General features: G+C 70.4%; 24 protein-coding genes and 1 riboswitch. Of the genes, 15 read left to right on the forward strand and 9 right to left on the reverse strand.

What is annotated here, in order from left to right:
• Positions 1-11: 11 nt before the first annotated feature.
• The gene (locus tag FQ137_RS04370) at positions 12-1,916 is read right to left on the reverse strand and encodes a penicillin-binding transpeptidase domain-containing protein (RefSeq protein WP_149291302.1); all 1,905 of its coding nucleotides are present in this window, start codon (positions 1,914-1,916) and stop codon (positions 12-14) included.
• Positions 1,917-1,977: 61 nt separating this feature from the next.
• On the opposite strand from FQ137_RS04370, the gene FQ137_RS04375 reads away from it, so the two are divergent.
• A complete protein-coding gene (locus FQ137_RS04375) occupies positions 1,978-2,475 on the forward strand; it encodes a DUF4112 domain-containing protein (protein ID WP_149291303.1) in 498 nt (165 codons plus the stop codon).
• Between the two features lie 49 nt (positions 2,476-2,524).
• Here FQ137_RS04375 and FQ137_RS04380 read toward each other — a convergent pair whose 3' ends face one another.
• Both FQ137_RS04380 and FQ137_RS04385 read right to left on the reverse strand, forming a co-directional pair.
• Positions 2,525-3,619 (reverse strand): hemolysin family protein, encoded by a 1,095-nt coding sequence (locus FQ137_RS04380; RefSeq protein ID WP_255583593.1) that lies wholly within the window; start codon positions 3,617-3,619, stop codon positions 2,525-2,527.
• On the reverse strand, positions 3,616-4,977 hold the full coding sequence (locus FQ137_RS04385; RefSeq protein WP_149291304.1) for a hemolysin family protein: 1,362 nt from the start codon (positions 4,975-4,977) through the stop codon (positions 3,616-3,618). The genes FQ137_RS04380 and FQ137_RS04385 overlap by 4 nt, the downstream gene beginning before the upstream one ends.
• 227 nt (positions 4,978-5,204) lie before the next feature.
• On the opposite strand from FQ137_RS04385, the gene FQ137_RS04390 reads away from it, so the two are divergent.
• The gene (locus FQ137_RS04390) at positions 5,205-6,680 is read left to right on the forward strand and encodes a peptide MFS transporter (protein ID WP_149291305.1); all 1,476 of its coding nucleotides are present in this window, start codon (positions 5,205-5,207) and stop codon (positions 6,678-6,680) included.
• A 119-nt stretch (positions 6,681-6,799) separates the two neighbouring features.
• On the opposite strand, the gene FQ137_RS04395 is transcribed toward FQ137_RS04390, so the two are convergent.
• Positions 6,800-8,062: an Ig-like domain-containing protein gene (locus FQ137_RS04395; RefSeq protein ID WP_149291306.1), complete on the reverse strand. Its 1,263-nt coding sequence runs from the start codon at positions 8,060-8,062 to the stop codon at positions 6,800-6,802.
• A gap of 233 nt (positions 8,063-8,295) precedes the next feature.
• On the opposite strand from FQ137_RS04395, the gene FQ137_RS04400 reads away from it, so the two are divergent.
• Genes FQ137_RS04400 through FQ137_RS04410 form a run of 3 tightly spaced genes read left to right on the forward strand, consistent with a single transcriptional unit; the run spans position 8,296 to position 10,424 of the window.
• Entirely contained in the window at positions 8,296-8,958 is a 663-nt protein-coding gene (locus FQ137_RS04400) for an NAD(P)H-binding protein (RefSeq protein ID WP_149291307.1), read from the forward strand.
• A gap of 22 nt (positions 8,959-8,980) precedes the next feature.
• Positions 8,981-9,418, forward strand: coding sequence for a hypothetical protein (locus tag FQ137_RS04405; RefSeq protein ID WP_149291308.1), 438 nt, complete (start codon positions 8,981-8,983; stop codon positions 9,416-9,418).
• A gap of 40 nt (positions 9,419-9,458) precedes the next feature.
• The gene (locus tag FQ137_RS04410; protein WP_149291309.1) at positions 9,459-10,424 is read left to right on the forward strand and encodes an NADPH:quinone oxidoreductase family protein; all 966 of its coding nucleotides are present in this window, start codon (positions 9,459-9,461) and stop codon (positions 10,422-10,424) included.
• A gap of 7 nt (positions 10,425-10,431) precedes the next feature.
• On the opposite strand, the gene FQ137_RS04415 is transcribed toward FQ137_RS04410, so the two are convergent.
• Positions 10,432-11,592 (reverse strand): pyridoxal phosphate-dependent aminotransferase, encoded by a 1,161-nt coding sequence (locus FQ137_RS04415; protein ID WP_149291310.1) that lies wholly within the window; start codon positions 11,590-11,592, stop codon positions 10,432-10,434.
• A gap of 78 nt (positions 11,593-11,670) precedes the next feature.
• On the opposite strand from FQ137_RS04415, the gene FQ137_RS04420 reads away from it, so the two are divergent.
• Both FQ137_RS04420 and FQ137_RS04425 read left to right on the forward strand, forming a co-directional pair.
• A complete protein-coding gene (locus FQ137_RS04420) occupies positions 11,671-12,168 on the forward strand; it encodes a Rieske (2Fe-2S) protein (RefSeq protein ID WP_255583598.1) in 498 nt (165 codons plus the stop codon).
• Positions 12,169-12,391: 223 nt separating this feature from the next.
• Positions 12,392-12,586, forward strand: a riboswitch (FMN riboswitch).
• Between the two features lie 100 nt (positions 12,587-12,686).
• Positions 12,687-13,412 carry a nicotinamide mononucleotide transporter family protein gene (locus tag FQ137_RS04425; protein WP_149291312.1) on the forward strand — a complete coding sequence of 242 codons (726 nt, stop codon included), beginning with the start codon at positions 12,687-12,689 and terminating at the stop codon, positions 13,410-13,412.
• On the opposite strand, the gene FQ137_RS04430 is transcribed toward FQ137_RS04425, so the two are convergent.
• The 3 genes from FQ137_RS04430 to FQ137_RS04440 are packed head-to-tail and all read right to left on the reverse strand — an operon-like array spanning position 13,372 to position 16,105.
• A complete protein-coding gene (locus tag FQ137_RS04430) occupies positions 13,372-14,763 on the reverse strand; it encodes an MFS transporter (RefSeq protein WP_255583600.1) in 1,392 nt (463 codons plus the stop codon). The genes FQ137_RS04425 and FQ137_RS04430 overlap by 41 nt on opposite strands.
• Positions 14,760-15,371, reverse strand: a complete 612-nt coding sequence (locus FQ137_RS04435) for a bifunctional 2-polyprenyl-6-hydroxyphenol methylase/3-demethylubiquinol 3-O-methyltransferase UbiG (protein ID WP_149291313.1) — start codon at positions 15,369-15,371, stop codon at positions 14,760-14,762. The genes FQ137_RS04430 and FQ137_RS04435 overlap by 4 nt, the downstream gene beginning before the upstream one ends.
• A 50-nt stretch (positions 15,372-15,421) precedes the next feature.
• A complete protein-coding gene (locus tag FQ137_RS04440; RefSeq protein ID WP_149291314.1) occupies positions 15,422-16,105 on the reverse strand; it encodes a PIG-L family deacetylase in 684 nt (227 codons plus the stop codon).
• 66 nt (positions 16,106-16,171) lie between these two features.
• Here FQ137_RS04440 and FQ137_RS04445 point away from each other — a divergent pair, with 66 nt between their 5' ends.
• Complete coding sequence (locus FQ137_RS04445) at positions 16,172-16,789, forward strand: class I SAM-dependent methyltransferase (RefSeq protein ID WP_188064770.1); 618 nt, start codon at positions 16,172-16,174, stop codon at positions 16,787-16,789.
• 71 nt (positions 16,790-16,860) lie between these two features.
• On the opposite strand, the gene FQ137_RS04450 is transcribed toward FQ137_RS04445, so the two are convergent.
• Entirely contained in the window at positions 16,861-17,853 is a 993-nt protein-coding gene (locus FQ137_RS04450) for a glucosyl-3-phosphoglycerate synthase (RefSeq protein WP_149291315.1), read from the reverse strand.
• A gap of 78 nt (positions 17,854-17,931) precedes the next feature.
• On the opposite strand from FQ137_RS04450, the gene FQ137_RS04455 reads away from it, so the two are divergent.
• From FQ137_RS04455 to FQ137_RS04485, 7 genes are all read left to right on the forward strand, one after another.
• Positions 17,932-19,197, forward strand: a complete 1,266-nt coding sequence (locus FQ137_RS04455; RefSeq protein WP_149291316.1) for an acyl-CoA dehydrogenase family protein — start codon at positions 17,932-17,934, stop codon at positions 19,195-19,197.
• The gene (locus tag FQ137_RS04460; protein WP_149291317.1) at positions 19,194-20,534 is read left to right on the forward strand and encodes a phosphotransferase family protein; all 1,341 of its coding nucleotides are present in this window, start codon (positions 19,194-19,196) and stop codon (positions 20,532-20,534) included. The genes FQ137_RS04455 and FQ137_RS04460 overlap by 4 nt, the downstream gene beginning before the upstream one ends.
• Complete coding sequence (locus FQ137_RS04465) at positions 20,534-21,244, forward strand: histidine phosphatase family protein (protein ID WP_149291318.1); 711 nt, start codon at positions 20,534-20,536, stop codon at positions 21,242-21,244. Before FQ137_RS04460 ends, FQ137_RS04465 begins: the two co-directional genes overlap by 1 nt.
• A 110-nt stretch (positions 21,245-21,354) precedes the next feature.
• Positions 21,355-22,164, forward strand: a complete 810-nt coding sequence (locus FQ137_RS04470) for an alpha/beta fold hydrolase (protein WP_149291319.1) — start codon at positions 21,355-21,357, stop codon at positions 22,162-22,164.
• A gap of 14 nt (positions 22,165-22,178) precedes the next feature.
• A complete protein-coding gene (locus tag FQ137_RS04475) occupies positions 22,179-24,374 on the forward strand; it encodes an MMPL family transporter (protein ID WP_149291320.1) in 2,196 nt (731 codons plus the stop codon).
• Positions 24,371-25,111 carry a lipocalin family protein gene (locus tag FQ137_RS04480; RefSeq protein ID WP_149291321.1) on the forward strand — a complete coding sequence of 247 codons (741 nt, stop codon included), beginning with the start codon at positions 24,371-24,373 and terminating at the stop codon, positions 25,109-25,111. Before FQ137_RS04475 ends, FQ137_RS04480 begins: the two co-directional genes overlap by 4 nt.
• Before the next feature lie 10 nt (positions 25,112-25,121).
• On the forward strand, positions 25,122-26,495 hold the full coding sequence (locus FQ137_RS04485) for a TIGR01777 family oxidoreductase (protein WP_149291322.1): 1,374 nt from the start codon (positions 25,122-25,124) through the stop codon (positions 26,493-26,495).
• Positions 26,496-26,505: the final 10 nt, after the last annotated feature.

The following is a 26,505-nucleotide window of genomic DNA, read 5'->3' on the forward strand; positions in this document are numbered from 1 at the left end:
AAACTACCGGTTCACCGCGTCGCGAGCCCCTCGGGTTGCCCGGCGGCGCTGAGGAAGTCGGCGGCCATGGCCACGGCCGGGACTGAGGAGTCGGCGCGCTCGATGAGCACTGCAACCGCGATGTCTCCGGTCGACCCCACGAACCAGCCGTGCGAGGCGCCGCTGCCGACCTCGGCCGTCCCGGTCTTGCCGCCGAGCCCGGGGACCGAGTTCGCGGCCGTCGCGGTGCCGGACTGCACTGTCTGCACCATGTAGCGACGCAGGGTGTCCACGACGTTCGGAGACAGGGGCTCCGGGGCGTCGTTGGCGACCGCAGGCATTCCGTCGATGACGTGCGGCAGGATCATCCGGCCCCCGTTCGCGAGCGAGGCGGTCATCACCGCCATGCCGAACGGGCTGGCCAGGACCTCGCCCTGCCCGATCGAGGCCTCCACCCGTCCCGGACCGCGCTCGGTGACGGGCACCGAGCCGGTGTAGAGGTCGGCGCCCAGCCCGGGGGCGACGAACCCCACGCCCAGCCCCAGCGTGGCGGCGGTGTCCTTCATCGCCTCGGGTGCGAGGCGGTCGCTGATCACGGCCTGGCTGGTGTTGCACGAGCGGGCGAAGGCCGTCTCCAGGGGCACGGGGCCGAGTTCGAAGTCGTCGTCGTTGGGGATCGTCCGGCCGGACACTGTGATCGAGGACGGGCACGGCACGATCTCGTCCGGTCCCACGACTCCGGATTCGAGCGCGGCTGCCGTGGTGACGATCTTGAATGTCGACCCCGGCGGGAACCGACCCTGCATCGATACCGGCCCCTGCTGATCCGCCGCGTCGTTCTGCGCCACCGCCAACACGCCACCGGTCGAGGGTTGAATCGCGACGATCGACGCGGCCAGGCCGGAGGCGTCGACCGCGCGTTGGGCCTGCCGCTGCATCGAGACCTGCAGCGTGGAGACCAGGTCGTCGACCTGCCCGGCAGGGGCGCCGCCGAGGTCGATCGGTTCGGCACCGGGGTTGACGATCTGCGCCGACCACCCGCCCTCCTGCCGCAGTGCCTGTGTCCAGGCGTCGGGCAGGCCGTCGAGGGCCGGGGAGTCCAGCTCACGGTCACTGCGGATGAGCTGACCCTGCTCCGGAAGGCTCACTCCCGGGATCGCGGCGAGCTGCTCGCGGATCGGCTCGATGTCCTCTGGCCGCAGCGCCACCACCTGATACGTCTGGTCACCGGCCTCGGCCATCCCGTCGCGGATCGACTGCCCGGTGATCGTCGGCGCGGCCCCGCTCACCAGCGACGCGACCGCATCCGCGGAGTCCGCCGCCTGAGGCGCGAGCGTCACCGCCGTGACGGGCGTCCACTGCATGAGCGGGTCGCCTGTCCGGTCGACGATGTCCGTGTCCCAGTCGAGGTCCTCGGCGAACGTCAGCCGACCCCCCTCCGCCAGCCGGGTGTCGAGCACCGTCGGCGCCCATTGCACCTTCCACTCGTCATCCACCTTGGTCGTCCGCACCTCGCCGCGGGTGGTCACACTGCGCGGCCCGGCGTCAGCCGCACCGTCCTGCGCGGCCATGTCCCACGTGATCTCCACCGCTACCGGGTCGCGGTCGGGGCGGCCCTCACCGGTGGCCGTCGCGGAGATCGCCGGCCACCCCATCCCCTCCACGCTCGCGGTGAGGGACGCCTGCGCGACGACCGGGTCGGAGGTCAGTTCGGCCGCGCCGGCGACGTCGCCGGCCTCGAGCGCGGACAGGAACTGGTCCATCTCGTCGGCGCCGGTGTCGCCGGACAGTGCGGCGCACCCCGCTACCCCGACGACGACGGCGAGGGCGGCCGCCACGAGGCCTCCGGCGCGACCCGGCCGGCGCCGGGACGCGCCGAGATCGCGGTCGGTGCACGACGGGAGCTGAAGCGACGGGCGGACGGGCGTGGGCGTCATCTCTCCACGAAACCAGATCCCGGGCGGCCGTGCCCGCGGGGTCGCCGTACTCTCGGCGGTGATGACCGATAATCTTCCCGCCCCGGTGCCGACTGATCGCACGGGCGCGTCGCCGATAACCACCGGGCTCGCTCGCGTCCTCGACGACCTGGTCCGCATCCCTGGCACCCGGTACCGCGTGGGTCTGGACCCGGTGCTCGGGCTGGTCCCGGTCGTCGGCGACGCGGTGGGCACGGTGTTCGCGGCGGCGGTGTTCGCCGAGGCGGTGCGCAACCGGGTTCCCGTGCGGATCCTGTTCCGGATGGGCTGGAACTATCTGGTCGACGTGGCGCTGGGGCTGATCCCGTTCGTCGGGGACGTCGCCGACGCGGCACACAAGGCCACCTCGAAGAACCTCCGGCTGGTGAACCGCACGATCGCCGAGGGCCGCAGGGTCGACACCGACGTCCGCGGCTACGTGGTCCGTGCGGTCGGGGCCGTTGCCCTGATGCTGGTCGTCCTGCTCGGCGCGGTCGGGTTGGCCGTGTGGGGGTTCTTACGACTCATCGGTCTGCTCTGACCGGCTGCGGTCACCCCGGAGTGCCCGGCTGCTCGAGCTGACCAACGGGTCAGGTGCGCGCCACCGGGAGGAGGCGTCGCACCACGTCGTCGAGGGTGAGGACGCCGCGGACCTCGGAGGTGTGGGTGCCCGGGTGTCCGCCGGATTGTTCGACGACGACGAGGTGGGCTCGTGCGTCACGCATCCGGCGGAACGCTTCCGCGACGGTCAGATCGTGCTCGAGGGACAGGCTCGACCGCATGAGTTCGCGGGCGGTGGCCCGCCCCTCGACGTTGATGGCGTCCCGCGCGTGCACCACGCCGACTGCCGTGTCGCCCTCGAGGACCAGCAGCCGCAGGTGGCCCGTGCGGCGGGCGGTGTCGCGGATCTCCTCCGGGGTCGCGTCCACTCCGACCGCGGACATCTCGGCCGGCGACGCCGGCGTGTCGACCCCGCGCTCACCCAGCAGGTCGCCCACGGTGAGCTCCTGGAGTTCGAGGGCACTGAGCAGCTGGCGCTGGTGGGTGTCGTCCAGTGTCCCCGCCTCGCCGGAGTGCCGGACGAGCTCGCGGAGCGAATCGGCGTCCTGCCCGGCGGACACCTCGTCCCTCGACTCGACACCCAGCCGGTGCAAAATGTGATTGGCCATGGCGTTGAGGGCGAGCAGCACTGGACGGGTGAGCCAGAGGAAGCCGCGCATCGGCAGTGCCAGCAGCGTGGCCGAATACTCGGGATGCGTGATCGACCACGACTTGGGGGCCATCTCGCCTACCACCAGGTGCAGGAACGTCACGATGAGCAGCGCGAGGACGAACGCGATGACGTCGGCCGTCCACAAGGGCAGGCCCCAGTTGGTGAACACGGGCGTCAGCCAGTGGTGCAGGGCGGGCTTGGTGATCGAGCCGAGCGCCAGCGCGCAGAGGGTGATTCCCAGCTGCGCGCCCGCCAGCAGGAGGGTGAGTTCGGAGGCGTTGCGCAGGGCCGCCCGCGCCGCCCGGCTGGTGGCGGCGTCGTCTTCCAGGCGGTGGCGTCGCGCCGAGATGAGCGAGAACTCGACGGCCACGAAGAAGGCGGAAGCGGTGATGAGCAGGACGGTCGCGGCCAGCACCACCCAGGGGTTGCTGATGAGTCCAGACTGGGCCTCGGCGAGCATGGTGGTGGTCATCGTGCGGCCTCCTCGACCACGACGTGCAACTCCGCGGGGACACGGCGCTCGATCCGGCGGACTTCGGTCCGCAGGACGCGGTCGGCGGACATGTTCTCCAGGATGTCGGTGTCCGGTAGGGGAATGTCGACACGGTCGCCGACGTCCGGCAGGTCGCCGAGGGTCTCGACGACCAGCCCACCCAGAGTCTCGGCGTCGACCTCGGGCAGGCTGATGTCCAGTAACCGTTCGACCTCGTCGAGGTGGGTGTCGCCGCCCAGCACCCACCCCAGACCCTCGCTGACGGGGGCGTCGGCGACGGCCTGCGGGTCGTGTTCGTCGGAGATCTCCCCGACGATCTCCTCGGCCATGTCCTCCATGGTCACCACGCCGGCGAACCCGCCGTACTCGTCCACGACCACAGCCATCTCGGCCTTCTGCCCGCTCAGTCGGGCGGCCACCTCGGGCAGGGGCAGCGACGTGGGCACGACGATCGGGGCCCGCATGACCTCCGACACCTCGGTCAGAGAGGTATCCCGCTCGTCGTCGCAGATCACCAGCAGATCGTGGAGGTCGACGATGCCGATGACGTCGTCCGAGTCCTCGCCGACGACCGGATAGCGGGTGTGACCGGTGGCCATCTTCGACAGCACGTAGGGCACGGAATCCTCCCCGCGCACCACGTCGGTGCGGGAGCGCGGGATCATCGCGTGCTCTGCCGGCTGCCCGGGGAAGTCGAGCATCCGGTCCAGCAGTCGGCTGAGCTCGGGCGACAACTCACCGTTCTCACCGGACTCCGCGACGATGTGCTCGAGATCGCGGGCGGTCGCGGAGTGTTCCTTGTCGTGCACCGGCTCGATTCCGACGGCCTTGAGCAGGAACTCGGCCGCCTTGTCGAAGATCCCGATGATCCAGCCGAACAGCGCCAGGTAGATGGTCGTGGACCGGGCCAGCCAGCGCGCGACCGGTTCGGGTTTGGCGATCGCAAGGTTCTTGGGAACGAGCTCACCGAAGAGCATTTGCACGACGGTCGAGAACAGCAGGGCCAGGACCGTGCCGACGGACACGCCGACGGCTTGCGGCACGGAGGCCAAGCCCAGCAGTTCACCCAGTGCCCGGCCGACGAGCGGTTCAGCCACGTAGCCGACGACGAGGGTGGTGACGGTGATGCCCAGTTGTGCGCCCGACAGCATGAACGAGGTCCGCCTCGTGACGCCGAGAACGCGGTCCGCCACGGGGTCGCCCTTTTCGGCGGCGGCGCCCATCCGTGACCGGTCGACGGCCATGAAGGCGAATTCCTGCGCGACGAAATAGCCCGTGAGTGCGGTGATTGCCAGAATGACGATCACGCCACCCAGCAGTGAGAGCAAGATGCTCATCATCCGGTGTGCCCCCTTCCGTGAAGGGGGCTGATAGATCGGGCCGGGGTGTCGGCTCGGCTCACTGGAGGTGCTCCTGCGCTTATCGGGTTGCGCCCGGGACCGATCGCCCGGGACTGATCTTGCCGATTCTCCCGTGCGGAACACCGATTGTCGACTCCCGCCTGACGGGGTAACCCTGGGGCGCGAGTTTGGAGCCTCCGAATACCAGGGGTGACACTGATTCAATGACAACTCGGAATGCCGAGGTGGCTCTCGCCGATTCGGACCACAGGTTCTTCGGCCATCCACTCGGATTGGCGAACCTGTCGGGCATCGAGCTGTGGGAGCGGTTCAGCTTCTACGGCATGCAGGGACTGCTGGCCTACTACATCTATTACGCGGTCGGTGACGGCGGTCTCGGCTACTCCGAGCAGATCGCGGCTTCGATCGTCGGTGCGTACGGCGGTCTGGTGTACGCGTCCGCGATCCTGGGCGGCTGGATCTCCGATCGCCTGTTCGGTGCGGAACGGACCCTCTTCGGCGCGGCCGTCTTCATCATGCTCGGCCACTTGTCGCTGGCTCTCGTACCCGGCCCCATCGGACTGGGGATCGGCCTGGTGTTCGTGGGTGTCGGGGCGGGCACCCTCAAGGCCACGACCTCGACGGTGGTCGGCGACATGTATCGCCGTGACGACGACCGACGCGACGCCGCCTTCTCCATCTACTACATGGCGGTGAACATCGGCGGCCTGGCCGGCCCGCTGATCACCGGGGCGCTGTGGAAAACCCACGGGTTCCACTGGGGCTTCGGTGCCGCGGCCGCGGGAATGGCAGTAGGGCTCATCCAGTATGTTGCGATGCGAGGCGCCACCCTCAAGGGTGTCGGCGCGACCGTCCCCGACCCACTCCCGCGGGCGCAGCGCGTGCGCTCCCTGGGGATCGGCGCGGTCGTGGTGGTGCTCGTCGTGGTGGCATTGGCTACGGGTCTGGTGCCGTTGGAATCGCTGGCCAACATCGTCACCGCCATTGCGGTGGTGGGTGCGATCGCCTTGTTCGGGCTCCTCATCAGCAGCCCGAAGACCGAGCCGGAGGAGCGCAGCCGGGTGATCGCCTTCATCCCGATGTTCGTGGCTTCGGTGGCGTTCTGGGCCCTGTTCCAGCAGCAGTTCACGGTGATCGCGATCTATTCGGACCAGCGCCTGGACCGAAATTTGGGCGGCTGGGAGATGCCGGCGAGCTGGGTGCAATCGATCAACCCGCTGTTCATCATCATCTTCGCCGCCGTGTTCGCCGCGTTGTGGGTCAAGCTCGGTAGTCGTCAGCCCTCGAGCCCGATCAAGTTCGCCCTGGCAAATCTCATCATGGGCATCGCGTACCTGGTGTTCCTGTTCTTCGTCGGCAGTACCGCGACCCCGCTCCTGGGCCTCGTCGGGATCCTGTTCCTGTTCACGATGGCGGAGCTGCTGCTCTCGCCAGTCGGGCAGTCACTGTCGACCAAGCTCGCACCGGGGGCGTTCAAGACGCAGATGGTGGCGCTGTTCTTCCTCAGCGTCTCGATCGGTAGTGCCCTGTCCGGTGTCCTCGCCGGATACTACGACCCGAACGACGCCGGGGCCGAGCGCAGCTACTTCCTGGTGTTGGGTGTCGCGTCGATCGTCCTGGCGGGGATCATGGCCGCGCTGTCGCCGTGGATCAAGAAGAAGATGATGGGCGTACGCTGACGCCCCCACGATGTGGCAGCGACCACCGAGCGAATCGCTCGGTGGTCGCGGTCATTTCAGGGCTGACTTGCGGGTCAGCCGGGGAGAACTTGCGGGTCAGCCGGGGAGAATCCGCCGGATCAGGCGGCTGATCCGGTCTGCCAGACCTCCCACGGGACCGACCAGTCACCGTTCTGCCAGACGCCGAGCTCCGGCCCGCCCGTGCCCCTGACCTCCACGACATCGCCGGTCACGGCCTGATCGAAGTACCACTTCGCGTTGGTCGGAGCCAGGTTGAGGCAGCCGTGCGAGGTGTTGGTGTTGCCCTGCGCCCACATCGACGACTCGAGCGCGTGGAAATAGATGCCGTCGTTGGTCAGACGCACGCCGTGGTCGACGGTCACCCGGTAGCCGGCGGACAGCGGAAGCCCGTACGTGGTGGAGTCCATCTCCACGGAGCTGGACTTGTCGAGCACGGTGTATTTGCCCGGCTGGGTCCAGAAGTGCATGGTCACGTTGCCGTAGGTTGCCCAGCCGCCCTTGCCCATGGAGGTCGGCATGGTCTTGACCAGCTCCCGGTTGTGGAACACGGAGACGGTTTTGGTGGCGTCGTCGGCGATCGTGACCCGGCGCTCACCGATCGTGAAGTCGGCCTCGGTGTTCTCGCCGCCCCATTGGCCGCCGCCGAGCTCGCGACCCTCGACGTCCAGTTCGACCTGTACCCGGGTGCCGGGCTCGTAATAGTCACGAGGCCGCCAGTGGGCAGTCGAGTCGTTGAGCCAGAACCAGTTGCCCTCGACCGCGGGGGTCGTCGTGACGATCATGTGCTTCTCCGCCTCGTCGCGGTCCGCGATCGGCTGGTCGAACCTGGCTGCGATGATCATCCCGACGCCGTACTCGCGATCGGACTCGAGAGCGGCCCCACCGGAGGTGACGAGGCTGGGCGTGACGATTGCCTGCGGGTTGGCCATGGTGAACGTGCGAGTGTCCGTCTTGCTGCCGCCGACCGCGCCCTCGTAGGTGATCTCGAGCGTGTAGGTGCGCCCGTATCCGAGCGTGACCGCAGGTTCCCACTGCGATCCGTCGCGTGCGAGCTCGCCCTCGATCTCCTTGCCGGCGTCGTTGGTCAGCACGGCGTTCGTGATAGTGCCGTTCTCGACGGTGGCCCGGACACCGTCCACCACGGCGACTTCCGTGGCGCCGTCGGGCGGGGTCACCTTCACGGTGGCGGGGGCGGGTGCCTGGGAGGCCGGCGTAGTCGGGGTCGTCTCTCCGGCGGAGCCGGTGGGCAGGGCGATCGTGCACCCCGCGGCGGCGAGTATCAGCGCGAGGAGTCCGGCGATCAGGGCGAGGGGGACCAGTACCGACGGGCGAGACCGGGTTCCAGACCTGGACAAGGACATGCGTGACTCCGAAGCAAAAAAAGGGGGGGGCACCGGTGAATCCCGGCTTATGTCCACATGATGCACTCCGGGTCCGACACGGAGCCAATCGCCGGGCGCGGGGAGTTCGGGTCGTTGTGGAGTTGTGACCGCAGTCGAACACTCAGCGTGGAAATTCGGTGATTTGCGTCGCAAAGGCCCGGCAGACGGGCACTCGCGCGCGCTCCCCACCGCAGACGCGTACAACGGAAGTCATGAGTATCGACAAACCAGTGACCATCATCGGCGGGCACGGAAAGATCGCGCTCCGTGCGGCCAAGATCCTGTCCGAGGCGGGGGACGAGGTGTTCTCGGTGATCCGCAATCCCGACCAGGCCGACGACATTCGTGCGGCGGGGGCGATCCCTGTCGTCGCAGACGTCGAGGCCCTCGACGTCGAGGGGCTGCGCGAGGTCGTGCGCGGCAGCGGTTCGGTGGTCTGGTCCGCCGGCGCAGGCGGCGGAAATCCCGACCGCACCTACGCGGTGGACCGCGACGCCGCGATCCGCTCGATGGACGCAAGTGTCGCCGAGGGCGTCGAGCGCTACGTCATGGTTTCCTACGATGGCGCGGGCCCCGAACACGGTGTCCCGGAGGACAACTCGTTCTTCCCATATGCGGAGGCGAAGGCCGCCGCCGACAGCCACCTCCGCGACTCGGATCTGGGGTGGACGATCCTGGGTCCGGGCGCGCTGACCGACGAACCGGGCGGTGAGACGATCGGTGTGGGGCCGGGCAAGCGTGAGGACCGTGCGACCAGTCGCGACGCCGTCGCAGCTGTCATCGCCGCCGTATTGCGTCGCCCCGACACCGTCCACCGCACCATCGAGTTCTCGGACGGTGAGATGCCGATCGGTGAGGCGCTGACGAGGGAATGACCCGCGGGGTTACCCTCGTCGCGTGAGGATCCTCGTGGGTGGTTCGTGGATCACTGTGATCTGCGCGCTGCTCACCGCGCTGTGGAGCGTGCCCCAATACCTGCTCGACGGCACGGTCGCACTCAGTGCCCACCCGCTGTTCGTGGTGCTGTTCCTGTTTCCGTCCCAGATCGGTGTGCCGGTGTGCCTGCTCGTGGCACTCAACTCGCTGCTGATGGCGATCCGCCGACAACTCACCACGAACCCTCGGCGGTTCCTCGCGGGCGGGCAACTGATCACGGTCGTGATGCTGGGGATCTGCGCCGCGCTGCTGATCTTGCCCGTCACGTTCGGTCTCGAGTTCATCGTCATGGCACTGGCGTTCCAGATCGGCCAGGTGATCGTCGCGTTGGGGCTGGCCATGCACCTGCTGCGGCGCCGACGCCACCAGCGTGAGGCGGAGGGCGCTCGCGCACGCTGACCGACTGACACCCCACTGACGGGCTGACACTATGGACCGCATGCGTGCCATTCACATCTCCAGTCATGACGGCCCCACTGCTCTCGAGGTCGTCGACGTTCCCGAACCCGAGGCGGGCGCCGTGCTCATCGACGTCCACGCCGCGGGGGTGACCTTCCCGGAGGTGCTGCAAACCCGCGGGAAGTACCAGATCTCGCCGCCGCTTCCGTTCGTCCCCGGTTCGGAGGTCGCGGGCGTTGTGCGTTCGGCACCCGAGAGCTCGGGCTTCGTCGCCGGTGACCGCGTGTGCGCGTTCCCCGGTCTGGGCGGCTTCGCCGAGGTGGTCTCCACCGACCCCGGTCAGGTGTTCCGCCTGCCCGACAGCCTGAGCTTCGCGCAGGGCGCCTCGATCCCCATGAACGTGCTCACCGTCCACTTCGCGCTGGCCCACCGGGGGCGGCTACAGGCCGGCGAGACGGTGCTGGTCCACGGCGCGGGCGGCGGTATCGGCATCGCGGCCACACAGTTCGCGACCGCGATGGGCGCCCGCGTCATCGCAGTGGCGTCGACGCACGAGAAGCGGGACCTGGCACTGCGGGCAGGTGCGACCGACGCCATCGCTCCGGAGGGCTTCAAGGACGCCGCGAAGGAGCTCACGGATGGGAAGGGCGTCGACATCGTCGTCGACCCCGTGGGCGGGGACCGGTTCACCGACTCCATCCGCGCTCTCGGTCAGGAGGGTCGCATCCTCATCATCGGGTTCACCGGCGGCGAGATCCCCACCGTCAAGGTCAACCGCCTGCTGCTGGGCAACAAGAGCGCCGTCGGTGTGGGCTGGGGTGAGTACTGGATGTCCAACCCCGGCTACCTGCAGAAGCAGTGGGCCGAGGTCGAGCCGCTGCTGGCCGCGGGCAAGCTCGACCCGCTCGTAGGCGCCGAGTTCCCCCTCGAGCGGGCCGCGGAGGCGCTGCAACTCATGGACGGCCGGGGCGCGGTCGGCAAGATCGTGCTGACCACCGGCCGCTGACCACTGACTAGTCCTGCAGCGTCCGCAGCCGCCGACCGGCCTCATCGAGCACCACGGGACGCTTGCAGAACGCGAACCGCACCAGGTGGGACCAGTCGCTGGAGAACACGTCGGTGAACGGCGCGAACGGCACCGCCGCCACCCCGATCTGTTCGGGTAGTTCCAGGCACCAGGCCGCCGCGTTCGTCACCCCGAGGGGGCGCGGGTCGGCGGTGAGGAAGTACGTACCCTGCGCGACGACGAGGTCGAACCCGACCCCGGTCAGGGTCTCCGCCAGCTGGTCCCGCCGAGTCTGCATGTCCTGTCGCAGACCGGAGATCCAGCCCTGCTCGTGACGCAGCGCGTGCGCCACGCCCAGCTGTAACGGCGAGGCGACAGTGAAGCTCATGTACTGCCTCGCGGTGCGCGCGCCCGCCACGAGGTCCGCCGGACCGGTGAGCCACCCGATCTTCCAGCCGGTGCAGTTGAGCAACTTGCCGGCGCTGGAGATGCGCAGGGTCCGCTCCGCCATCCCGGGCAGCGTTGCGATCGACACGTGCTCCACCCCGTCGTAGGTGAGGTGCGCGTACACCTCGTCGGAGATGGCGATCGCGTCGAATTCGTGGCACAGCGCGGCGATCTGCTCGAGATCCTCGCGGGGCAGGACGGCCCCGGTGGGATTGTGAGGCGTATTCACCAGCACTGCCCGAGTGCGAGGAGAGAACGCATCCCGCAGCGAGTCCACATCGAGTCGGACAGTGCCGCCCGAGCGGACCATTCTCGCGGCGCGACGGGTGGCGCCAGCCATCGCCACCGTGGCGGCGTAGGAGTCGTAATACGGTTCGATCACGACTACCTCGTCGTCGTGCTCCACCAGTCCCATCACGGAGGCGGCGATGGCCTCGGTCGCGCCGACCGTCACCAACACCTCGGTGTCGGGGTCGTGGACCAGGCCGGTGTGAGCGGTCTCGTGATCGGCGGCAGCCTGCCGCAGTTCGGGGGTACCGATGCCGGGCGGGTACTGGTTATGGCCCTCGCGCATGGCGCGCGTCGCCGCCTCGATCATCGCCTCCGGGCCGTCGGTGTCGGGGAAACCCTGGCCCAGGTTGATGGCGTCGAACCGCGCGGCCAGCCGGGTGACCTCCGAGAAGATCGTCGTAGCGTGGGGTCGGAGTCTGCGGACCGTCATGCGGGCAGCCTAGGTGGACTCGCCGGATGTGGCGCGGGGCCGGCGGCCGAGGCCGCGCCAGCCGATACCATGGTGGCCATGACCGAGCCCCTCGCCGCCACGTCCGCCTCGATCGGTGGAGCCGCCGCCGACGGCCCGGCCACCACGGTCGGGCCGTGTACCCAGCGTCGCGCCGTGCTGGCAGCGCTACCCGGAATCTTCCTGCTGCCGGGCATCGCCTCAGCGTGTGGCATGACCGAGCCGCCGCAACCCGCGTCGACGGTGCAGCAGACCACCACGGTTCCCGCGATCACGATTCCGGCCGCGGAGATCCCGCCGGGCACGGCGAAGCAGTTCAAGGACGGCGAGTCCACGGTGATCGTCGCGCAGCCCGTCGAGGGCAAGTTCGTCGCCTACTCGGCCCGCTGCACCCACCAGGGCGGAGTGGTCCAGGTGGTGAAGGGCATGACCCTGCGCTGCCCGCTCCACGGCGCCGAGTACGACGCCACCGACGGCCGCAACACCCTCGCCCCGGCCCCGCGCCCGCTCGACGCGATCTCGGTGAGCGAGTCCGGCGGCCAGCTCACCCTCGGCTGACGCCCCACCCGCACCGCGCCCCACTCGCGCCGCGTGGCCTCCGCCCGACCGCCGCGCCGCGTGGAGTCGCTGCGCGCAGTGTTTTCCCAGGTGCGCCTCGCGAGAACGATGACTGAGTGACTCCGCGTACCGCGCGCCTCGCCGCGCCTCGCCGCGAACCCCGCCGCGGGCGAGGCCAGCCCCCTGAAGTTGCGACCTGCTGCGCCGCAGAGTAAAGATGGAAACACGTTCTCAGGGCGGGGTGAAACTCCCCACCGGCGGTGATGTCATCGGTCCCATGACCGGCGACGAGCCCGCGAGCGCCCCGCACGCGCGGTGCGGCCAGACAGTAGATCCGGCCCCACCAGACGAGTGGGGGTCAGCAGACCCGGTGTGATCCCGGGGCCGACGGTCATAGTCCGGATGGAAGAGAACCTCGCGTCACCCGACGCGGCCTCGGTCGATGCCGACCGTGGTCGGACGGGGGTCGTGTCACAAGCCCTGGGCCGTCTGTGTAGAGCCCGTGAAAGGGGCACACGATGAGCCTTCTCGTCTCATTCCTCGACGCGCAGTTGGTGATCGGCGGAGTTCCGATCCTGTGGCGTGAGATCGTCGGAAACGTTTTCGGCCTGGCGGCAGCTGTCGGAGGCATGCGCCGCGTGGTGTGGGCCTGGCCGGTGGGGATCGTCGGCAACCTCACCCTGCTGACCGTCTTCCTCGGTGGCGTCTTCCATACCCCGCAGGACGTGGACCTCTACGGTCAGGCCGGTCGGCAGGTCATGTTCCTCGCGGTCGGCGTCTACGGATGGTGGCGCTGGTCGCGGGACAAGCGGGTGAACGCGACGCTGCCCGGCGGCGCGGCCGTCGACGCGGTTGCGGTCCACCCGCACTGGGCCACGGGGCAGCAACGGGCCGGGCTCGTCGTCGGCATGGTGGCCGGCACCCTGGTCTTCGGGTGGATCTTCACCGAGCTCGGCTCGTGGGGTCCGTGGGCCGATGCGTGGATCTTCACCGGCTCGATCCTGGCCACGTACGGGATGGCGCGCGGGTGGACGGAGTTCTGGTTGCTGTGGATCGGGGTCGACGTCGTGGGCGTGCCGCTGCTGCTCAAGGCCGGTTACTACCCGTCGGCGGCGCTGTACTTGGTGTACGCGGCGTTCGTCATCTGGGGCTTCGTGGTGTGGTGGCGCGTGGACCTGTCCGAGCGGGCGGCCGCGGCCGGCCCTAGCGACCGGGCGGGGGACCGGCAGCCGCAGGCCGTGTAGTCGCGCCCTCCGCCGAGTCCGCCCCGCTCGCCGCCCGCGCGCGTCGGGGCCGCACCGCAGCCACGACGACGAGCGACAGGGCGGCGAGCGTGAACCCGAGCCCGCGGAAGTCGATCCACGCGAAGACGAGTCCCGACACCAGCCCGCCAGCAGCGCCGGACAGTGCCACGGCCACGTCGGCCTGGCCCTGGACGGTGGCGCGCACGGTGGTCGGCACGGATGCCGTCAGCACGGTCGTGCCGGATACCAGTCCCAGGCTCCATCCCAGTCCCAGCAGAATCAGCGCGACGGTGACCAGCAGTGTCGACTGGGGTGGGGCCACGGCGGCCAGGACGCCGGAGAAGAGTAGAACCACGCCCGCGGACACGGCCACGGCCCGGGTGCCGAACTTGTCCACGAGCAGGCCCGACAGGGGTGCAGGCAAAAACATCGCAGCGATGTGCAGGGAGATCACCACACCGACCACGGTCACGGTGTGGTCGTGGGCGCGCATGTGCACCGGGGTCATGGTCATGAGTCCGACCATGACGAACTGGGTCAGCGCCATCACAGCGACACCGGAGATGACGTCGGCCGTCCACACGCGTGCCGGCGCGGGATCGACCACCGCGTGGGGTCGGGGGGCGGCGTCGGCGTCGACGGGAGAATCGGTCGGGGAGTCGGGTGACGACGCCGCCGCGACGCCCGCGCTCTCGGTTTCCCACTTCCGCGCTTCGAGCAGGGGATCGGGGCGTAGCAGCAGGAAGATGACCAGCGCCGCGCCGCCGTACGCAACGGCAGCGAGGAGGAAGGGGCCTGACAGTGGGGCGAGGCCCCAGGCTTCGGCGACCGCGCCGGTGGGTCCGACGAGGTTGGGTCCGGCGACGGCACCGGCGGTGGTGCCGAGCAGTACATAGGACAGTGATCGGGCGCGGTTGGCATCTGTCGCGAGGTCGGCGCCGGCGTAGCGGGCCTGCAGGTTGGTGGCCGTGCCGGAGCCGTAGATGACGAACGCGGCGAACAGTAGGGGGAGCGACTCCAGGGCGGTGGCTGCGACGATGCCGACCGCGCCGAGGGCGCCGAACGCGAATCCGGTGGCCAGGCCCGGCCGGCGGCCGCGGGCCTGCGAGAGCTTGCCCACCGCGATCGCGGCGATGGCGGAGCCGCCGGTGAACAACGCTGAGGGCAGGCCGGACAGTCCGGGGCCGCCGAGCAGGTCTTCCGCGAGCAGTGCGCCCACGGTGACGCCTGCGGCGAGTCCGGCGCCGGCGAGTAGCTGCCCGAGGATGAGAACGGTGAGGATTCGCCTCTGGATTGCGCCCTGCGCTGCCGCCGAGCCCTGTGCTGCCGCCGGGCTCTGCGCTGCCGTCACGCCGCGCTCCAGGCCCGGGCGTGCAGGAGCACGTCGACGGCGATGGCCTTGCCGGCCGGCCGGAGGTCGTGCCGCAGGGAGACCACCTCGAGTCCCTCGGCGCCGCGGGCGAGGTCGGTGATGCCGGGGAGCACGGTGGGATCCTGGGGTCCGCCCACGCCGCGGCGGAGGTTCTCGGCGGCGTGGCCGAGGTACACGAGGTGGCCGCCGGGCCGGAGCCAGCTGCCGGCGCGGCGCAGGACGGCGGTGAGGTCGGGGAGGTCGAGGTGGAGGAACCCGACGACGACGAGGTCAACGGCCTCGCCCGGAGCCCAGGTGGTGGCGTCGCCGACCACCCAGTCGACGCTGCCGCTGCGGCCCTCGTCGGAGTCCTTGGACCGGGCCTGCTCGATGGCGACCTCGGAGAAGTCCACCGCCTGTACCTGCCATCCGTGTGCGGCGAGCCAGCGCGCGTGCCGACCGTCGCCGCAGGCCAGGTCGACGGCGTTGCCCACCGCCAGTCCCGCGTCCTCGGCGGCCGTCACCTCGGCGACGATCCGGGCGGCGGGGGTCGTACCCCACGCGTCGGGCTGCGCGAGGTAGCGGGCGTTCCATGCAGAGGCGTCCACGGGCGATGGTCCTTTCGGTGTGGCGGGCTGCGCGGTCAGGGGCGGCGCGGTCAAGGGCGACGGAGCCAGCGAAGGTGGTCGGTGTCGCCTTGGAGTTCCAGTCTCCTCCACAGCACGCTGTCCGGGACGGCCTGGCTGGCGTGGCGGCGGATCGCGTGGCGCTGGGCGGTGCGGTCGACGGTGAGTTCGAGGTCGATCTCGGCGGGCGGCCGGCCGAGGAATCCGGCGAAGCCCTCGGCGGCCAGGGTGGCGCAGATGTCATCGGGGAGGGTCCAGGCGAGTACCGGCAGTTGGTGCCTTCCGGCCGCGCGGATGGCGGCGTCAGTGGCGGCCACGTGGTCCGGGTGACCGCTGATGCCGGTGGTGTCGAAGGTGACGAGCCCATCGGGCCGGGTGGCGACCACCGCGGGGTCGATCTCCCCGTCCAAGGTGTGCTCATCCAGATCGGACAGTCCGCCGTCGGGGAGGGCCCGCAGGTCCACGCCGCGGATGCCGAGGTCGTCCGCGGCGGACCTGAGTTCGTGTTCGCGGATCCGGGTCAGGTCACCCTCGACCCCGCGCAGGGTCGACGCCTCTCCTCTGGTCAGGCACAGCACGTCGACCGCGGCACCTGCGGCGGCGAAGGTCGACAGGACGGCGCCCAGGCCGAAGGACTCGTCGTCGGGGTGCGCGACCACGGCGAGGACCCGGCCCCACCCCGGCAGCGCACCGGGCTTTGATGTCGCATCAGCCATACCCGCAAGGGTATCGGACGAGGGCCCGCCGGCGTGAGATGATGCTTCCGATCCCCGGGGGTGGACATGTCTGAGAAGCCGCTGTTCTCGCGCAGTTGGGTGACAGTGCTGAGCCCGCTGCTCGAACGGGTCGGTCTCGCCGACTCCCGTCGGCGTCTGGTGGCGGGACTGCGCGGGACGGTGGTGGAGGTCGGGGCCGGTACCGGCGTGACCTTCGAGCACTACCCGCCGGAAGTGACTCGCGTCGTGGCTGTCGAGCCCGACCCCCTCCTGCGTGCCCATGCCGGCCGACGTGCGGCCCGGGCGGCGGTTCCCGTGGAGGTCGTCGCCGGCGTCGCCGAAGCTCTTCCGCTGGGGGATGGTGAGGCGGACGCCGTGGTCTACGGACTGGTGCTGTGCACTGTGCCGGATGTTCCGGCCGCCCTGTCCGAGGCCCGACGAGTGCTCGCGGCGGGTGGCGAATTGCGGCTGCTCGAGCACGTCCGCGCGCCGGGCGCACTGGGTCGGGCGGCTGATCGGATCGCGCCGCTGTGGGGCCATTTCGGGGGCGGCTGCCGGCCGAACCAGGACACGAAGGCCCTCGTTGCGGCGGCCGGATTCGACACCGGGAACCTGCGCACCCGTCCGTTCCCGCCGCTGGTGCCCGTGATGCCGATGATGACCGGTTCCGCCCGGCGAGCGTGACCTCCGGACCTCCCCCCGCCGGTCCGGCCCGGCCGCCCCGGGTCCCGTCGAAGATCTAGCCCCTGGCGGCGCTACAGTCCCGCCCGCACGTCGCGCATCGGCGGGCGTTCGCCAGGGGCCACCTCGATGGTCTCGGATCGGAATCCGCCGCTGATCGGGTCGCGGCGGTGCAGGGTCAGCGTCTGGCCGGGGGTGTCGGCGCCGACGACGCGTCCGTGCCGCCGAAGCCGACTGAGGACGGCCAGGTGCTGGTGCATCGCCATCACGGACAGCGCGGAGTCGGGGGAGTTGCGGTGGGTGCGACGGCCGAGGTCCACTTGGGCGAGCGCGTCGAGCCCGTACGACTCGACCAGGTCGATGAGGATGCCGATGTCCACCCCGTACGCGCCGGCGAAGGGGATCGACTCGAGCGCCTCGCGAGTCCCGGCGTACTCCCCGGCCAGCGGTTGGACGAACCCGCCCAGGGCGGGCCAGTGCGCGGCCAGCAGGGGGCGCGCGACGAGTTCGGTCACCCGGCCCCCGCCGGCGGGCAAGACGGTGCGGCCGTCGTCGAGGGGCCGCTCGTAGGCGCCCTTGCTGAACACGACGTCCGGCTCCGTGAGCAGCGGCCCCAGTAGGCCCGTCGCGAAGGACGGATCGAAGTCGCGCAGGTCGGAGTCGAGGAACGCCACGATGTCGCCGTCGGTGGCGGCCAAGGACTTCCACAGCGCCTCGCCCTTGCCGGGGACGTCGCCCAGCGCGGGCAGGATGTCACCCTGGGCCACGACGCGCGCGCCGGCGGACCGCGCCACCCGCGCGGTGTCGTCGGTGCTGTGGGAGTCGACGACGACGAGCTCGTCGATCAGCGCCACCCGGTCCACCAGCTCGGTGTGCAGGGCGGCGACGATCGCGCCGACGGTCGACTGCTCGTTGCGGGCGGGCAGCACCACCGAGACGCGGCGGCCCGCCTTGGCCGCGACGAGGTCGACGGGGCGGAAGTCGGTTGCGCGGTAGGTCCGTCGCGCAGACCAGGCACGGACCGGGTCGAGCCGGTCCGCGAGCGTCGTGCGCGAGTCCTTTGTCACGTCCGCGATCCTGCCAGAGCCGGGGCAAAGCGGTCGCGACGGGAGAACTGGCCCACCCGGGTGTGCCACGATGCACATATGGACTTCTCCCCATCGCCCCGTGCCGCCGAGCTCACCGCGGCGGTCCGCGAGTTCATCGACACGCACATCGCCCCGGTGGAGCCGGAGATCCACGCCGGTATCGCCCGGCGTCGTCTGGCCGGGGAGGACCCGTGGGCGGTCGACCCGCGGGTGACGGAACTCCAGGCCCGCGCCCGCGAGCAGGGACTGTGGAACCTCTTCCTCCCAGCCGGACACGAGGGTCCCTACGCCGAGCGCTACGGCACCCGCGGCGGGACCGGCCTGAGTAACACCGATTACGCGCCGGTCGCGGAGGAGATGGGGCGCTCGTTCCTGGCGCCGCTGGTGTTCAACTGCAACGCTCCGGACACCGGGAACATGGAGGTCCTGCTCAAGTACGGCTCGCAGGAGCAGAAGGACCGCTGGCTGGACCCGTTGCTCGACGGGAAGATCCGCAGCGCCTTCCTCATGACGGAACCGGACGTGGCTTCCTCGGATGCCTCAAATATGGCCGCCAGCGCCCGGATCTCCGGCGACGAGGTGGTGCTCGATGGCCGCAAGTGGTGGTCGACGGGCGTCGGCCACCCGGACTGCGAGGTGGGCATCTTCATGGGCGTGACCGACCCGGACGCGCACCGGTACCTGAGGCATTCGATGGTTCTGGTGCCCATGGACGCCCCCGGTGTCCGCGTCGAGCGCATGCTCACCGCCCAGGGCGTCTACGACGAGCCCCTCGGCCACGGCGAGGTCTCGCTCTCCGGCGTGCGGCTTCCGGTGTCCAACATCATCGCCGGACCGGGTCGAGCGGCCGAGATCGCTCAGGGCCGGCTCGGGCCGGGACGCATCCACCACTGCATGCGCCTGATCGGATTGTCTGAGATGGCGCTGGACCTGGCCTGTCGCCGCGCCTCGGGTCGCGTCGCGTTCGGCAAACCCATCGTCAACCTCGGCGGTAACCGTGAGCGCCTGGCCGAGGCACGGATCGCGATCGACCAGGCTCGCCTGCTGGTGCAGCACGCCGCCTGGAAGCTGGACACCGAGGGGCAGGCAGCCGTGGAGGTCAGCGCCATCAAGGCCGCCGTTCCGAAGATGGCGCAGCAGGTCATCGACATGGCCCTGCAGTTGCACGGCGGTGGCGGCATGAGCGACGATTTCCCGCTGGCCGGGGCGTACGCCACTGCGCGGTCGCTACGACTGGCCGACGGCCCGGACGAGGTCCACCTCGGCGTCGTCGCCCGCGCGATGCTCGCTCCGTACCGCGATGCTGCCGGGGCGACCCGATGAGCGCGCGGGACGGAGACGCTGCCCTGCGGCGCCGCGTGCCCGGCACCGACACGGTGCGCGACGAGGACGCGTTCGACGTCGAGGCGGTAGCCGCGTGGCTGCGGTCGATCTCGCCGGACGACCCGACCGTGCTGGCGGGCGTGGACCTCGGTGACGACGACGACCCGGTCATCCCGGAGGTGCGGCAGTACACCGGTGGCGCATCCAACCTCACGTACCTGCTGCGGTACCCGGGCGCGGACCTGGTGCTGCGTCGCCCGCCGACCGGGACCAAGGCCCGCGGGGCCCACGACATGAAGCGCGAGCACCGCGTCCAGTCGGCGTTGCGGCCTGTGTACCCGCTGGTCCCGCGCATGGTCGGATTCTGTGGTGACCATTCGGTGATCGGCTCGGAGTTCTACGTGATGGAGCGGATGCAGGGCACCATCCTGCGCAAGGAGCTTCCCCGAGAGCTGCGGATGGACCGGGTCACGACCCGGCGCCTGGCCGAGGCGGCCGTCGACGCGCTCGTCGACCTCCACTCGGTGGACATCGAGGCCGCCGGACTGGGCGACCTCGACCGCGGCGAGGGCTACGTACGACGCCAGGTGGAGGGCTGGTCCGCCCGCTACCGCCGCGCCCGGACCCCGGACGTGCCCGACTTCGCGCCGGTGATGAAGTGGCTAGCCGCCCACCAGCCCGAGGACGTCGGGCACTGCCTGGTGCACAACGACTTCCGCTTTGACAACCTCGTGCTGGACCCCGAGGACGTCACCCACGTCATCGGCGTCCTGGACTGGGAGATGGCGACCGTCGGCGACCCGCTCATGGATCTGGGCGGCGCACTGGCCTACTGGGTCCAGGAAGACGACGGCCCGCTGTTCAAGGCGTTCCGTCGCCAGCCCACCCACGCTCCGGGGATGCTCACCCGTCAGCAGGTCGTCGAACGGTACGCCCATGGTGCCGGCCTCGAGATCACCGAGGAGCAGTGGCGCTTCTATGAGGTGTTCGGTCTGTTCCGGCTGGCGGTGATCGCCCAGCAGATCAACCACCGCTACTACCACGGACAGACCACCAATCCGGCGTTCCGCGCGTTCCGGCCCGGCGTGGCGTTCCTCGAGCAGCGGTGCCTGCGCATCATCCGCACGGGCGAAGGCCGCCTCACACCCACCCGGATCTCCCCACGCGACGTGGTGCCCGAGTTGCTCGGTGTTCCCCGGGTCGTGCTGCCGTTGCTCGCTGGTGGCGTCCACGACGCCCGTGGCAAGGTCACGGACATGCTGGGCGCACTGCCGTTGCTCGACAATCTGCCGCTGATCGGCGGCCGGTCGGCCGGCAAATCGGACGGTGGTCGCTGATGGGCGCGATCCACCTCGTGCGCCACGGGCAGGCGTCGTTCGGCAGCGGTGACTACGACCGGTTGTCAGAGACCGGCCATCTGCAGTCGCGCCTGGCGGGAGAGGACATGGCCGCCCGCGGACTGCGCCCCGACGTGATCATCCACGGCGGCCTGCGCCGGCAGCGCGAGACGGCCGAGGGCCTGCTCACCGGCTTGCGCGCCCACGCCGACCGGGACGTGGCGTTGGAGGTCGACGAGCGCTGGGCCGAGTACGACGCCGACGCCGTGCTCGACGCCGCCCGCGTGGCCGGCTTGGCCGCCGGGCACGACACCCTCGATTCCGCGGGGTCCTCCGACGAGGCCAAACAGGCGTTCCAGCGTCAACTCGACGCCGCACTCGGACATTGGGCGGGCCTCGACGCGTTCGCCGACTACCGCCGCGACGTCAACACCGCCCTGACCGACGCCGCAGCCCGGTCCGGGAGCGGCCGGACCACGGTCATCGTCTCGTCCGCCGGCACGATCTCCCTGGCGGTCGCCGGGCTGCTGGCCGACCCCGACGGGGTCGTCGGATTGTGGACCCGGCTGCAGCGCGTGACCGTCAACACCGGGACGGCCCGGGTCGTGGTGGGACGGGGCGGGATGACGTGCATCGCGGTCAACGAGCACCAGCACCTCGAGCGCGCGGCCGGACCCGACGACCCGCGTCGACTGGTCACCCTCAGGTGAGGATGTTGCGAACGAGAACGTCGGATCGGCTCGAGGTCCCGCGCGGGCGTCGTATCGTACGACCGTAGAGGCCGGTCCAGGCCGGGAGATCACGTCAGGAGTACGCCACGATGCCCACCTTCCAGCGCGGTCATACGACGATCGCCTACACGGACACCGGCGCCCCCGCGGGACGGGAGGACGCCCCGGTGGTGCTCTTCGCCCACGGACTGCTGTTCTCGGGCTGGATGTTCCAGCATCAGATCGCCCACCTGCGAGACCGGTACCGCTGCGTGACGATCGACTTCCGTGGCCAGGGAAACTCCCCGCGGGCCCTGGGTGGGTACGACATGGACACCCTCACGGTGGACGTCTCTGAACTGCTGCGACATCTGCAGATCCCGGTCGTGAACTTTGTGGGCCTGTCCATGGGCGGGTTCGTGGGCATTCGCCTCGCGGCCCGTAACCCGGAAATCGTCCACACCCTCACGCTCATGGACACCGCTGTCTCCGCGGAGGAGCCTGCCAATCGCAGCAAGTACAAGACCCTGGCCAAGGTGTACCGAGTGGCCGGCATCAAGCCCCTACGCGCCCGGGTGGCGCCCATCATGCTCGCCGAGCGCAACGTGGACGCCCCGTGGGTGCAGGAGTGGATGGACATCCTCGAGCGCACCGATCGCGCGGGCCTGGTCAAGGCGATCGAGTCTGTCGCCGACCGCGACCCCTGTGAGGACGAGGCCATCCGCATCATCGCCCCGACCCTGGTCGTGGTGGGTGCGGAGGACGCCGCCACACCCCCGGCCAAATCCCACCGGATCACCGAGTTGATCGCAGGTTCGAGGCTCCACGAGATCGATGGTGCGGGGCACTCGTCGTCCATGGAACGGCCTGACGAGGTCAATGCAATCCTCGAGGCGTTCCTCTCCGAATACACGGTGTGAAGACAGGGCAGTCGATGACGGATGAGCGCTTAGCCGCAGGTAAATCAGAGGCGCCGGGCGCGCCCGGGCTGGCCAACGGGTGGGTGGGCATCCTCACCGGCAAGCTCTCCGCGTGGCTGATGCTCGCGGTCGTCGTCCTCGTGAGTGGCGCGGTGTTCGCCTTCGCCTCGTCGGAGAGCTCGTCGGAGGGGCCGCAGACGCTCCCCGACGACTCCGAGGCCGCGCTCGTCTCCCAGATCCAGCGCGAGTTCCCCGATTCCGGTTCGGTCCCGGCAGTCCTCGTCGTGTCCCGCGCGGACGGCGGCGAGCTGGGCCCCGCCGGTATCGCCGCGGCCATCGGCGCAGGCGAGCGCATGTCCGAAGTCGTCGGCGCCCCGGCCCAGGGCCCGATCCCGTCCGAGGACGGCGCCGCCGCCCTCATGCTGGTGCCCGTCGACGCCCAGCTCCTCTCCGGCGGCGCGGGACGCGACCTCGTCGAGGGCATGCGCGTCGCCGTCGCGGACGGTCTCGATGACGGCGTGACCGCCCAGCTCACCGGTGGGCCGGGGTTCGCGGCCGACACCGCCGCCGCGTTCGAGGGCGCCGACTTCCGTCTGCTGGCAGCTACGGCCCTGGTCGTCGCTGTGCTGCTCATCATCACCTACCGTTCGCCAGTGCTGTGGCTCGTGCCTCTCATCACCATCGGCGTCGCAGACCGCGTCGCGGCGCTGCTCGTCTCCCGGGTCGGCGAGGTCTTCGGCATCACCGTCGACGCCTCCACCTCCGGCATCGTTTCCGTCCTCGTCTTTGGCGCCGGTACCAACTACGCCCTGCTGTTGGTCTCCCGATACCGCGAAGAACTGCGCAAGACCCCAGACCGCCGCTCAGCCCTGCGTGCCGCTTACAGGGGGGCCGTTCCGGCAATCCTCGCCAGTAACGTCACAGTCGTCCTCGCACTGCTCACCCTGCTGCTGGCGACCCTGCCCAGCTATCGCTCACTCGGCGCCTCCGCGGCGGTGGGACTGCTCGTCGCACTGGTTTACGCGCTCGTGGCCCTCCCTGCAGCGCTGGCCGTGTGCGGGCGCGGCCTGTTCTGGCCGTTCGTCCCGCGCCCGGATGAGGGTGCTGGCACGCACGCCGACGGGTCCGCGCCCGCGACCCCCGAGGGTTTCGACGAGGATGTTCCGCCGGGCGTGTGGGGCCGCATCGCCGCTCGTGTCGTCAAACGTCCCGTAACGATCCTCGTCTCGTGTGTCCTACTCCTGGCCGTGCTCTCACTCGGCCTCATCGGCACCCGCATCGGGCTGAGCCAGACCGAGCAGTTCCGTACCGCGTCCGAGGCGGCAGCCGGGCTGGAGACCGCCGCCGAGCACTACCCGGCCGGCGTCACCGACCCGGTCATCGTGCTCACCCGCACCGGCACCGAAGCGGAGGTCGTCGACGCTGTCAAGGACGTCGAGGGCGTCGTCTCAGCCCAGCCGGCCGGCGACTCCGGCACCGGCTGGAGCCGCGTCACCGTGGTCCTCGACGCCGCCCCCGCGACGAACAGGTCCGAGGACAGCGTGCGCGCACTACGCGATGTCGTCCACGCGGTCCCCGGGGGCGAGGCGATCGTCGGCGGGCCGGTGGCCGAGACCGTCGACACGTCCGAAGGCAACCTTCGTGACCTCACCCTCATCGCGCCGCTCATCCTGCTCGTGGTGTTCGTCGTGCTGGTACTGGTCCTGCGGGCGATCGTCGCCCCACTGCTGGTGATAACGGCGACCGTGCTGTCATCGCTGGCGGCGCTCGGGCTCGGCACCTTCGTCACCACCCACATCCTGGGCTTCCCGGGACTGGACGTGTCCGTGCCGCTGTACAGCTTCCTGTTCCTCGTGGCGCTGGGCGTGGACTACTCGATCTTCCTCACCATCCGAGCCCGGGAGGAGGCCGCCACCCACGCCACCCGGGAGGCGATGGTCCGGGCCGTCGCGCTGACGGGCGGCGTCATCACCTCCGCCGGCATCGTGCTCGCCGCCGTGTTCGTGGTGCTCGGCGTCCTGCCGCTCATCGTCCTCACCCAGGTCGGCGTGATCGTCGCCCTGGGCGTCCTGCTTGACACCTTCATCGTGCGCACGCTGGTCGTACCCGCCCTGTTCACCCTCGTGGGGGACAAGGTGTGGTGGCCGGGCAACCCGCGCAACAAGACCAGCCGCGGCGTCGCCGCCATCACCGAGGAGACCCACGCATGAGTACCCCCGCCCGCCCCGGCCGAAGGCTCGGCACACGCCCCCGCCCCGGCCACTCCCGCACCCGGCTGCGGGGCCTAGTGACCGCCCTGTCCATCGCACCGCTCATTGCTGCAGGCTTGGGCGCGGCCCCCGTGGCCAGCGCGCAGGACCTCACCGACGGGGGCCGTCTCGGAGGCGGCTCATCGCAGCTCCTGCCCGCCGGCGTCGCCGTGGGCTCCCTCGGGGGACCCGAGCTGACCCAGGTCGAATCCGTCAACCTGGGAAAGTACTCGGGCAAGTGGTTCCAGGTCGCCGCGATCCCGCAGCCGTACACGCTGCAGTGCACCAACGACACCACAGCCGAGTACGCGATCACGGCGCCCGGCACCGTCTCGGTGCGCAACACGTGTGGTTCCGCCATCAGTTCGGACTCGACGATCGAGGGCGAGGCCAAGGTCCGCGACTCCGCCACCAACGCCTCGTTGCGGGTCAATTTCCCGATGGTGCCGTTCCAGGACGAGAACGGCCCCACCAACTACCGGATCACCTACCTGGCCGACGACTACTCGCTGGCCATTGTCGGTGACCCCGCGCGATCCTCCGGGTTCGTACTCAGCCGGGAGCCCGCGCTCGATGCCGAGCGCTGGGCCACCGTGCGCAGCGTGATCGAGAACCGCGGATGGTGGTCGTGCGCTTTCCTGACCGTCCCGATGGCAGGTGGCCGCACAGACGTCACCCCGCTCTGCCTACTCCCGTGATGAGGACCCGATGAGTATCGATCTCAGCTGCAGGATCCCGGCGACCCCCGGCGAGGCGTGGCAATACTTCGCCTCACCGGGGGCTTTCCTCCGGCTCTCCCCGCCGTTCATGCCGCTGCGGCCGGTCGCCGAGGCGGACTCGCTGCGTGACGGAGTCGCGGTCCTCGAACCACGGACCGCGCTGCCCGGGCCCCTGGGGGTGCGGTTCGGTCCCCGCTGGCGTGCGCAGCACGACCCCGCCGGATTCGTCGAGGGGGAGCGGTTCGTCGACCGCTGCGTGTCTCAGCCGTACGCCGCGGCGACCGGCTGGGTTCACACCCACACGGTGACAGCCGGTCCCGACGGCAACGCCCTGCTCGGCGACCGGGTCGACGCCCGGGTGCCCGGCCGACTGCTCGCGCCGGTGTTCGCCTACCGGTATCGGCAGATGGCCGCCGACCTCGACAGCGTCGCCCGTTACGGCAGCCAGCCCCTGACCGTCGCCGTCACCGGCGCGTCAGGCCTGGTCGGCACCGCCCTCACCGCGCTGCTCGGGATCGCCGGACACCGGGTCATCCGGCTCGTCCGCGGCGACGCTCGCGGCCCCGATGAGCGCCACTGGGATACCTCCGAGCCAGCTGCCGATCTGCTCGAGGGCGTCGACGTCCTGGTGCACCTCGCGGGCGCCCCCATTGCGGGTCGCTTCACCGACCGGCACCTCGCGCTCGTCCGCGACAGCCGCGTGGGCCCCACCCGCCGTCTCGCCGAACTCGTCGCTGCGCGGGACGGCGCCACCACCCTCGTGTCCGCTTCGGCGATCGGCTATTACGGCGCTGATCGCGGTGACGAGCACCTGGTGGAGGACTCCGACCCCGGCACCGGGCCGGTCGCCGATATCGTCGCCGACTGGGAACGTGACTGCGAACCCGCCCGGCTCGCCGGGGCCCGGGTGGTGACCGTCCGCACCGGAATCGTGTTGTCCGGAGCCGGAGGGATGCTCCCCCCGTTGGCCGCCATCACCCGAACCGGGCTCGGCGGACGACTCGGCTCTGGCCAGCAGTGGATGTCGTGGATCTCGCTGGACGACCTCACCGACATCTACCTCCGGGCGATCGTGGACCCCGCGTTGTCGGGACCGGTCAACGCCACCGCCCCGGAACCGGTCACCAATTCGGAATTCACCCGTGTCCTCGGGTCGGTCCTCCGACGCCCGACGGTCGTCCCCGTCCCCGGGTGGGCGCCGGCGCTCGTGCTGGGCGGGAGGGGCTCCGACGAGCTCGCCCTGGCGGACCAGCGGATCCTGCCGAGGGCGCTCACCGACGCGTCCCACAGTTTCCGTCTCCCCGACCTCGGGACCGCGCTGGCCCACGAACTCGGCGCCGAGGAATTGCCCGCGGCCCTGTAACCGGTCCGGG

This window comes from Dietzia sp. ANT_WB102, from assembly GCF_008369165.1.
In the GTDB taxonomy this organism is placed as follows: Bacteria; Actinomycetota; Actinomycetes; order Mycobacteriales; family Mycobacteriaceae; genus Dietzia.

Excerpts from the sequence above, each read along its gene's own strand:
- FQ137_RS04370 (WP_149291302.1), bottom strand. The coding sequence starts at position 1,916 with ATGACGCCCACGCCCGTCCGCCCGTCGCTTCAGCTCCCGTCGTGCACC.
- FQ137_RS04375 (WP_149291303.1), top strand. The coding sequence starts at position 1,978 with ATGACCGATAATCTTCCCGCCCCGGTGCCGACTGATCGCACGGGCGCG.
- FQ137_RS04380 (WP_255583593.1), bottom strand. The coding sequence starts at position 3,619 with ATGACCACCACCATGCTCGCCGAGGCCCAGTCTGGACTCATCAGCAAC.
- FQ137_RS04385 (WP_149291304.1), bottom strand. The coding sequence starts at position 4,977 with ATGAGCATCTTGCTCTCACTGCTGGGTGGCGTGATCGTCATTCTGGCA.
- FQ137_RS04390 (WP_149291305.1), top strand. The coding sequence starts at position 5,205 with ATGACAACTCGGAATGCCGAGGTGGCTCTCGCCGATTCGGACCACAGG.
- FQ137_RS04395 (WP_149291306.1), bottom strand. The coding sequence starts at position 8,062 with ATGTCCTTGTCCAGGTCTGGAACCCGGTCTCGCCCGTCGGTACTGGTC.
- FQ137_RS04400 (WP_149291307.1), top strand. The coding sequence starts at position 8,296 with ATGAGTATCGACAAACCAGTGACCATCATCGGCGGGCACGGAAAGATC.
- FQ137_RS04410 (WP_149291309.1), top strand. The coding sequence starts at position 9,459 with ATGCGTGCCATTCACATCTCCAGTCATGACGGCCCCACTGCTCTCGAG.
- FQ137_RS04415 (WP_149291310.1), bottom strand. The coding sequence starts at position 11,592 with ATGACGGTCCGCAGACTCCGACCCCACGCTACGACGATCTTCTCGGAG.
- FQ137_RS04420 (WP_255583598.1), top strand. The coding sequence starts at position 11,671 with ATGACCGAGCCCCTCGCCGCCACGTCCGCCTCGATCGGTGGAGCCGCC.
- FQ137_RS04425 (WP_149291312.1), top strand. The coding sequence starts at position 12,687 with ATGAGCCTTCTCGTCTCATTCCTCGACGCGCAGTTGGTGATCGGCGGA.
- FQ137_RS04440 (WP_149291314.1), bottom strand. The coding sequence starts at position 16,105 with ATGGCTGATGCGACATCAAAGCCCGGTGCGCTGCCGGGGTGGGGCCGG.
- FQ137_RS04445 (WP_188064770.1), top strand. The coding sequence starts at position 16,172 with ATGTCTGAGAAGCCGCTGTTCTCGCGCAGTTGGGTGACAGTGCTGAGC.
- FQ137_RS04455 (WP_149291316.1), top strand. The coding sequence starts at position 17,932 with ATGGACTTCTCCCCATCGCCCCGTGCCGCCGAGCTCACCGCGGCGGTC.
- FQ137_RS04460 (WP_149291317.1), top strand. The coding sequence starts at position 19,194 with ATGAGCGCGCGGGACGGAGACGCTGCCCTGCGGCGCCGCGTGCCCGGC.
- FQ137_RS04465 (WP_149291318.1), top strand. The coding sequence starts at position 20,534 with ATGGGCGCGATCCACCTCGTGCGCCACGGGCAGGCGTCGTTCGGCAGC.
- FQ137_RS04470 (WP_149291319.1), top strand. The coding sequence starts at position 21,355 with ATGCCCACCTTCCAGCGCGGTCATACGACGATCGCCTACACGGACACC.
- FQ137_RS04475 (WP_149291320.1), top strand. The coding sequence starts at position 22,179 with ATGACGGATGAGCGCTTAGCCGCAGGTAAATCAGAGGCGCCGGGCGCG.
- FQ137_RS04480 (WP_149291321.1), top strand. The coding sequence starts at position 24,371 with ATGAGTACCCCCGCCCGCCCCGGCCGAAGGCTCGGCACACGCCCCCGC.
- FQ137_RS04485 (WP_149291322.1), top strand. The coding sequence starts at position 25,122 with ATGAGTATCGATCTCAGCTGCAGGATCCCGGCGACCCCCGGCGAGGCG.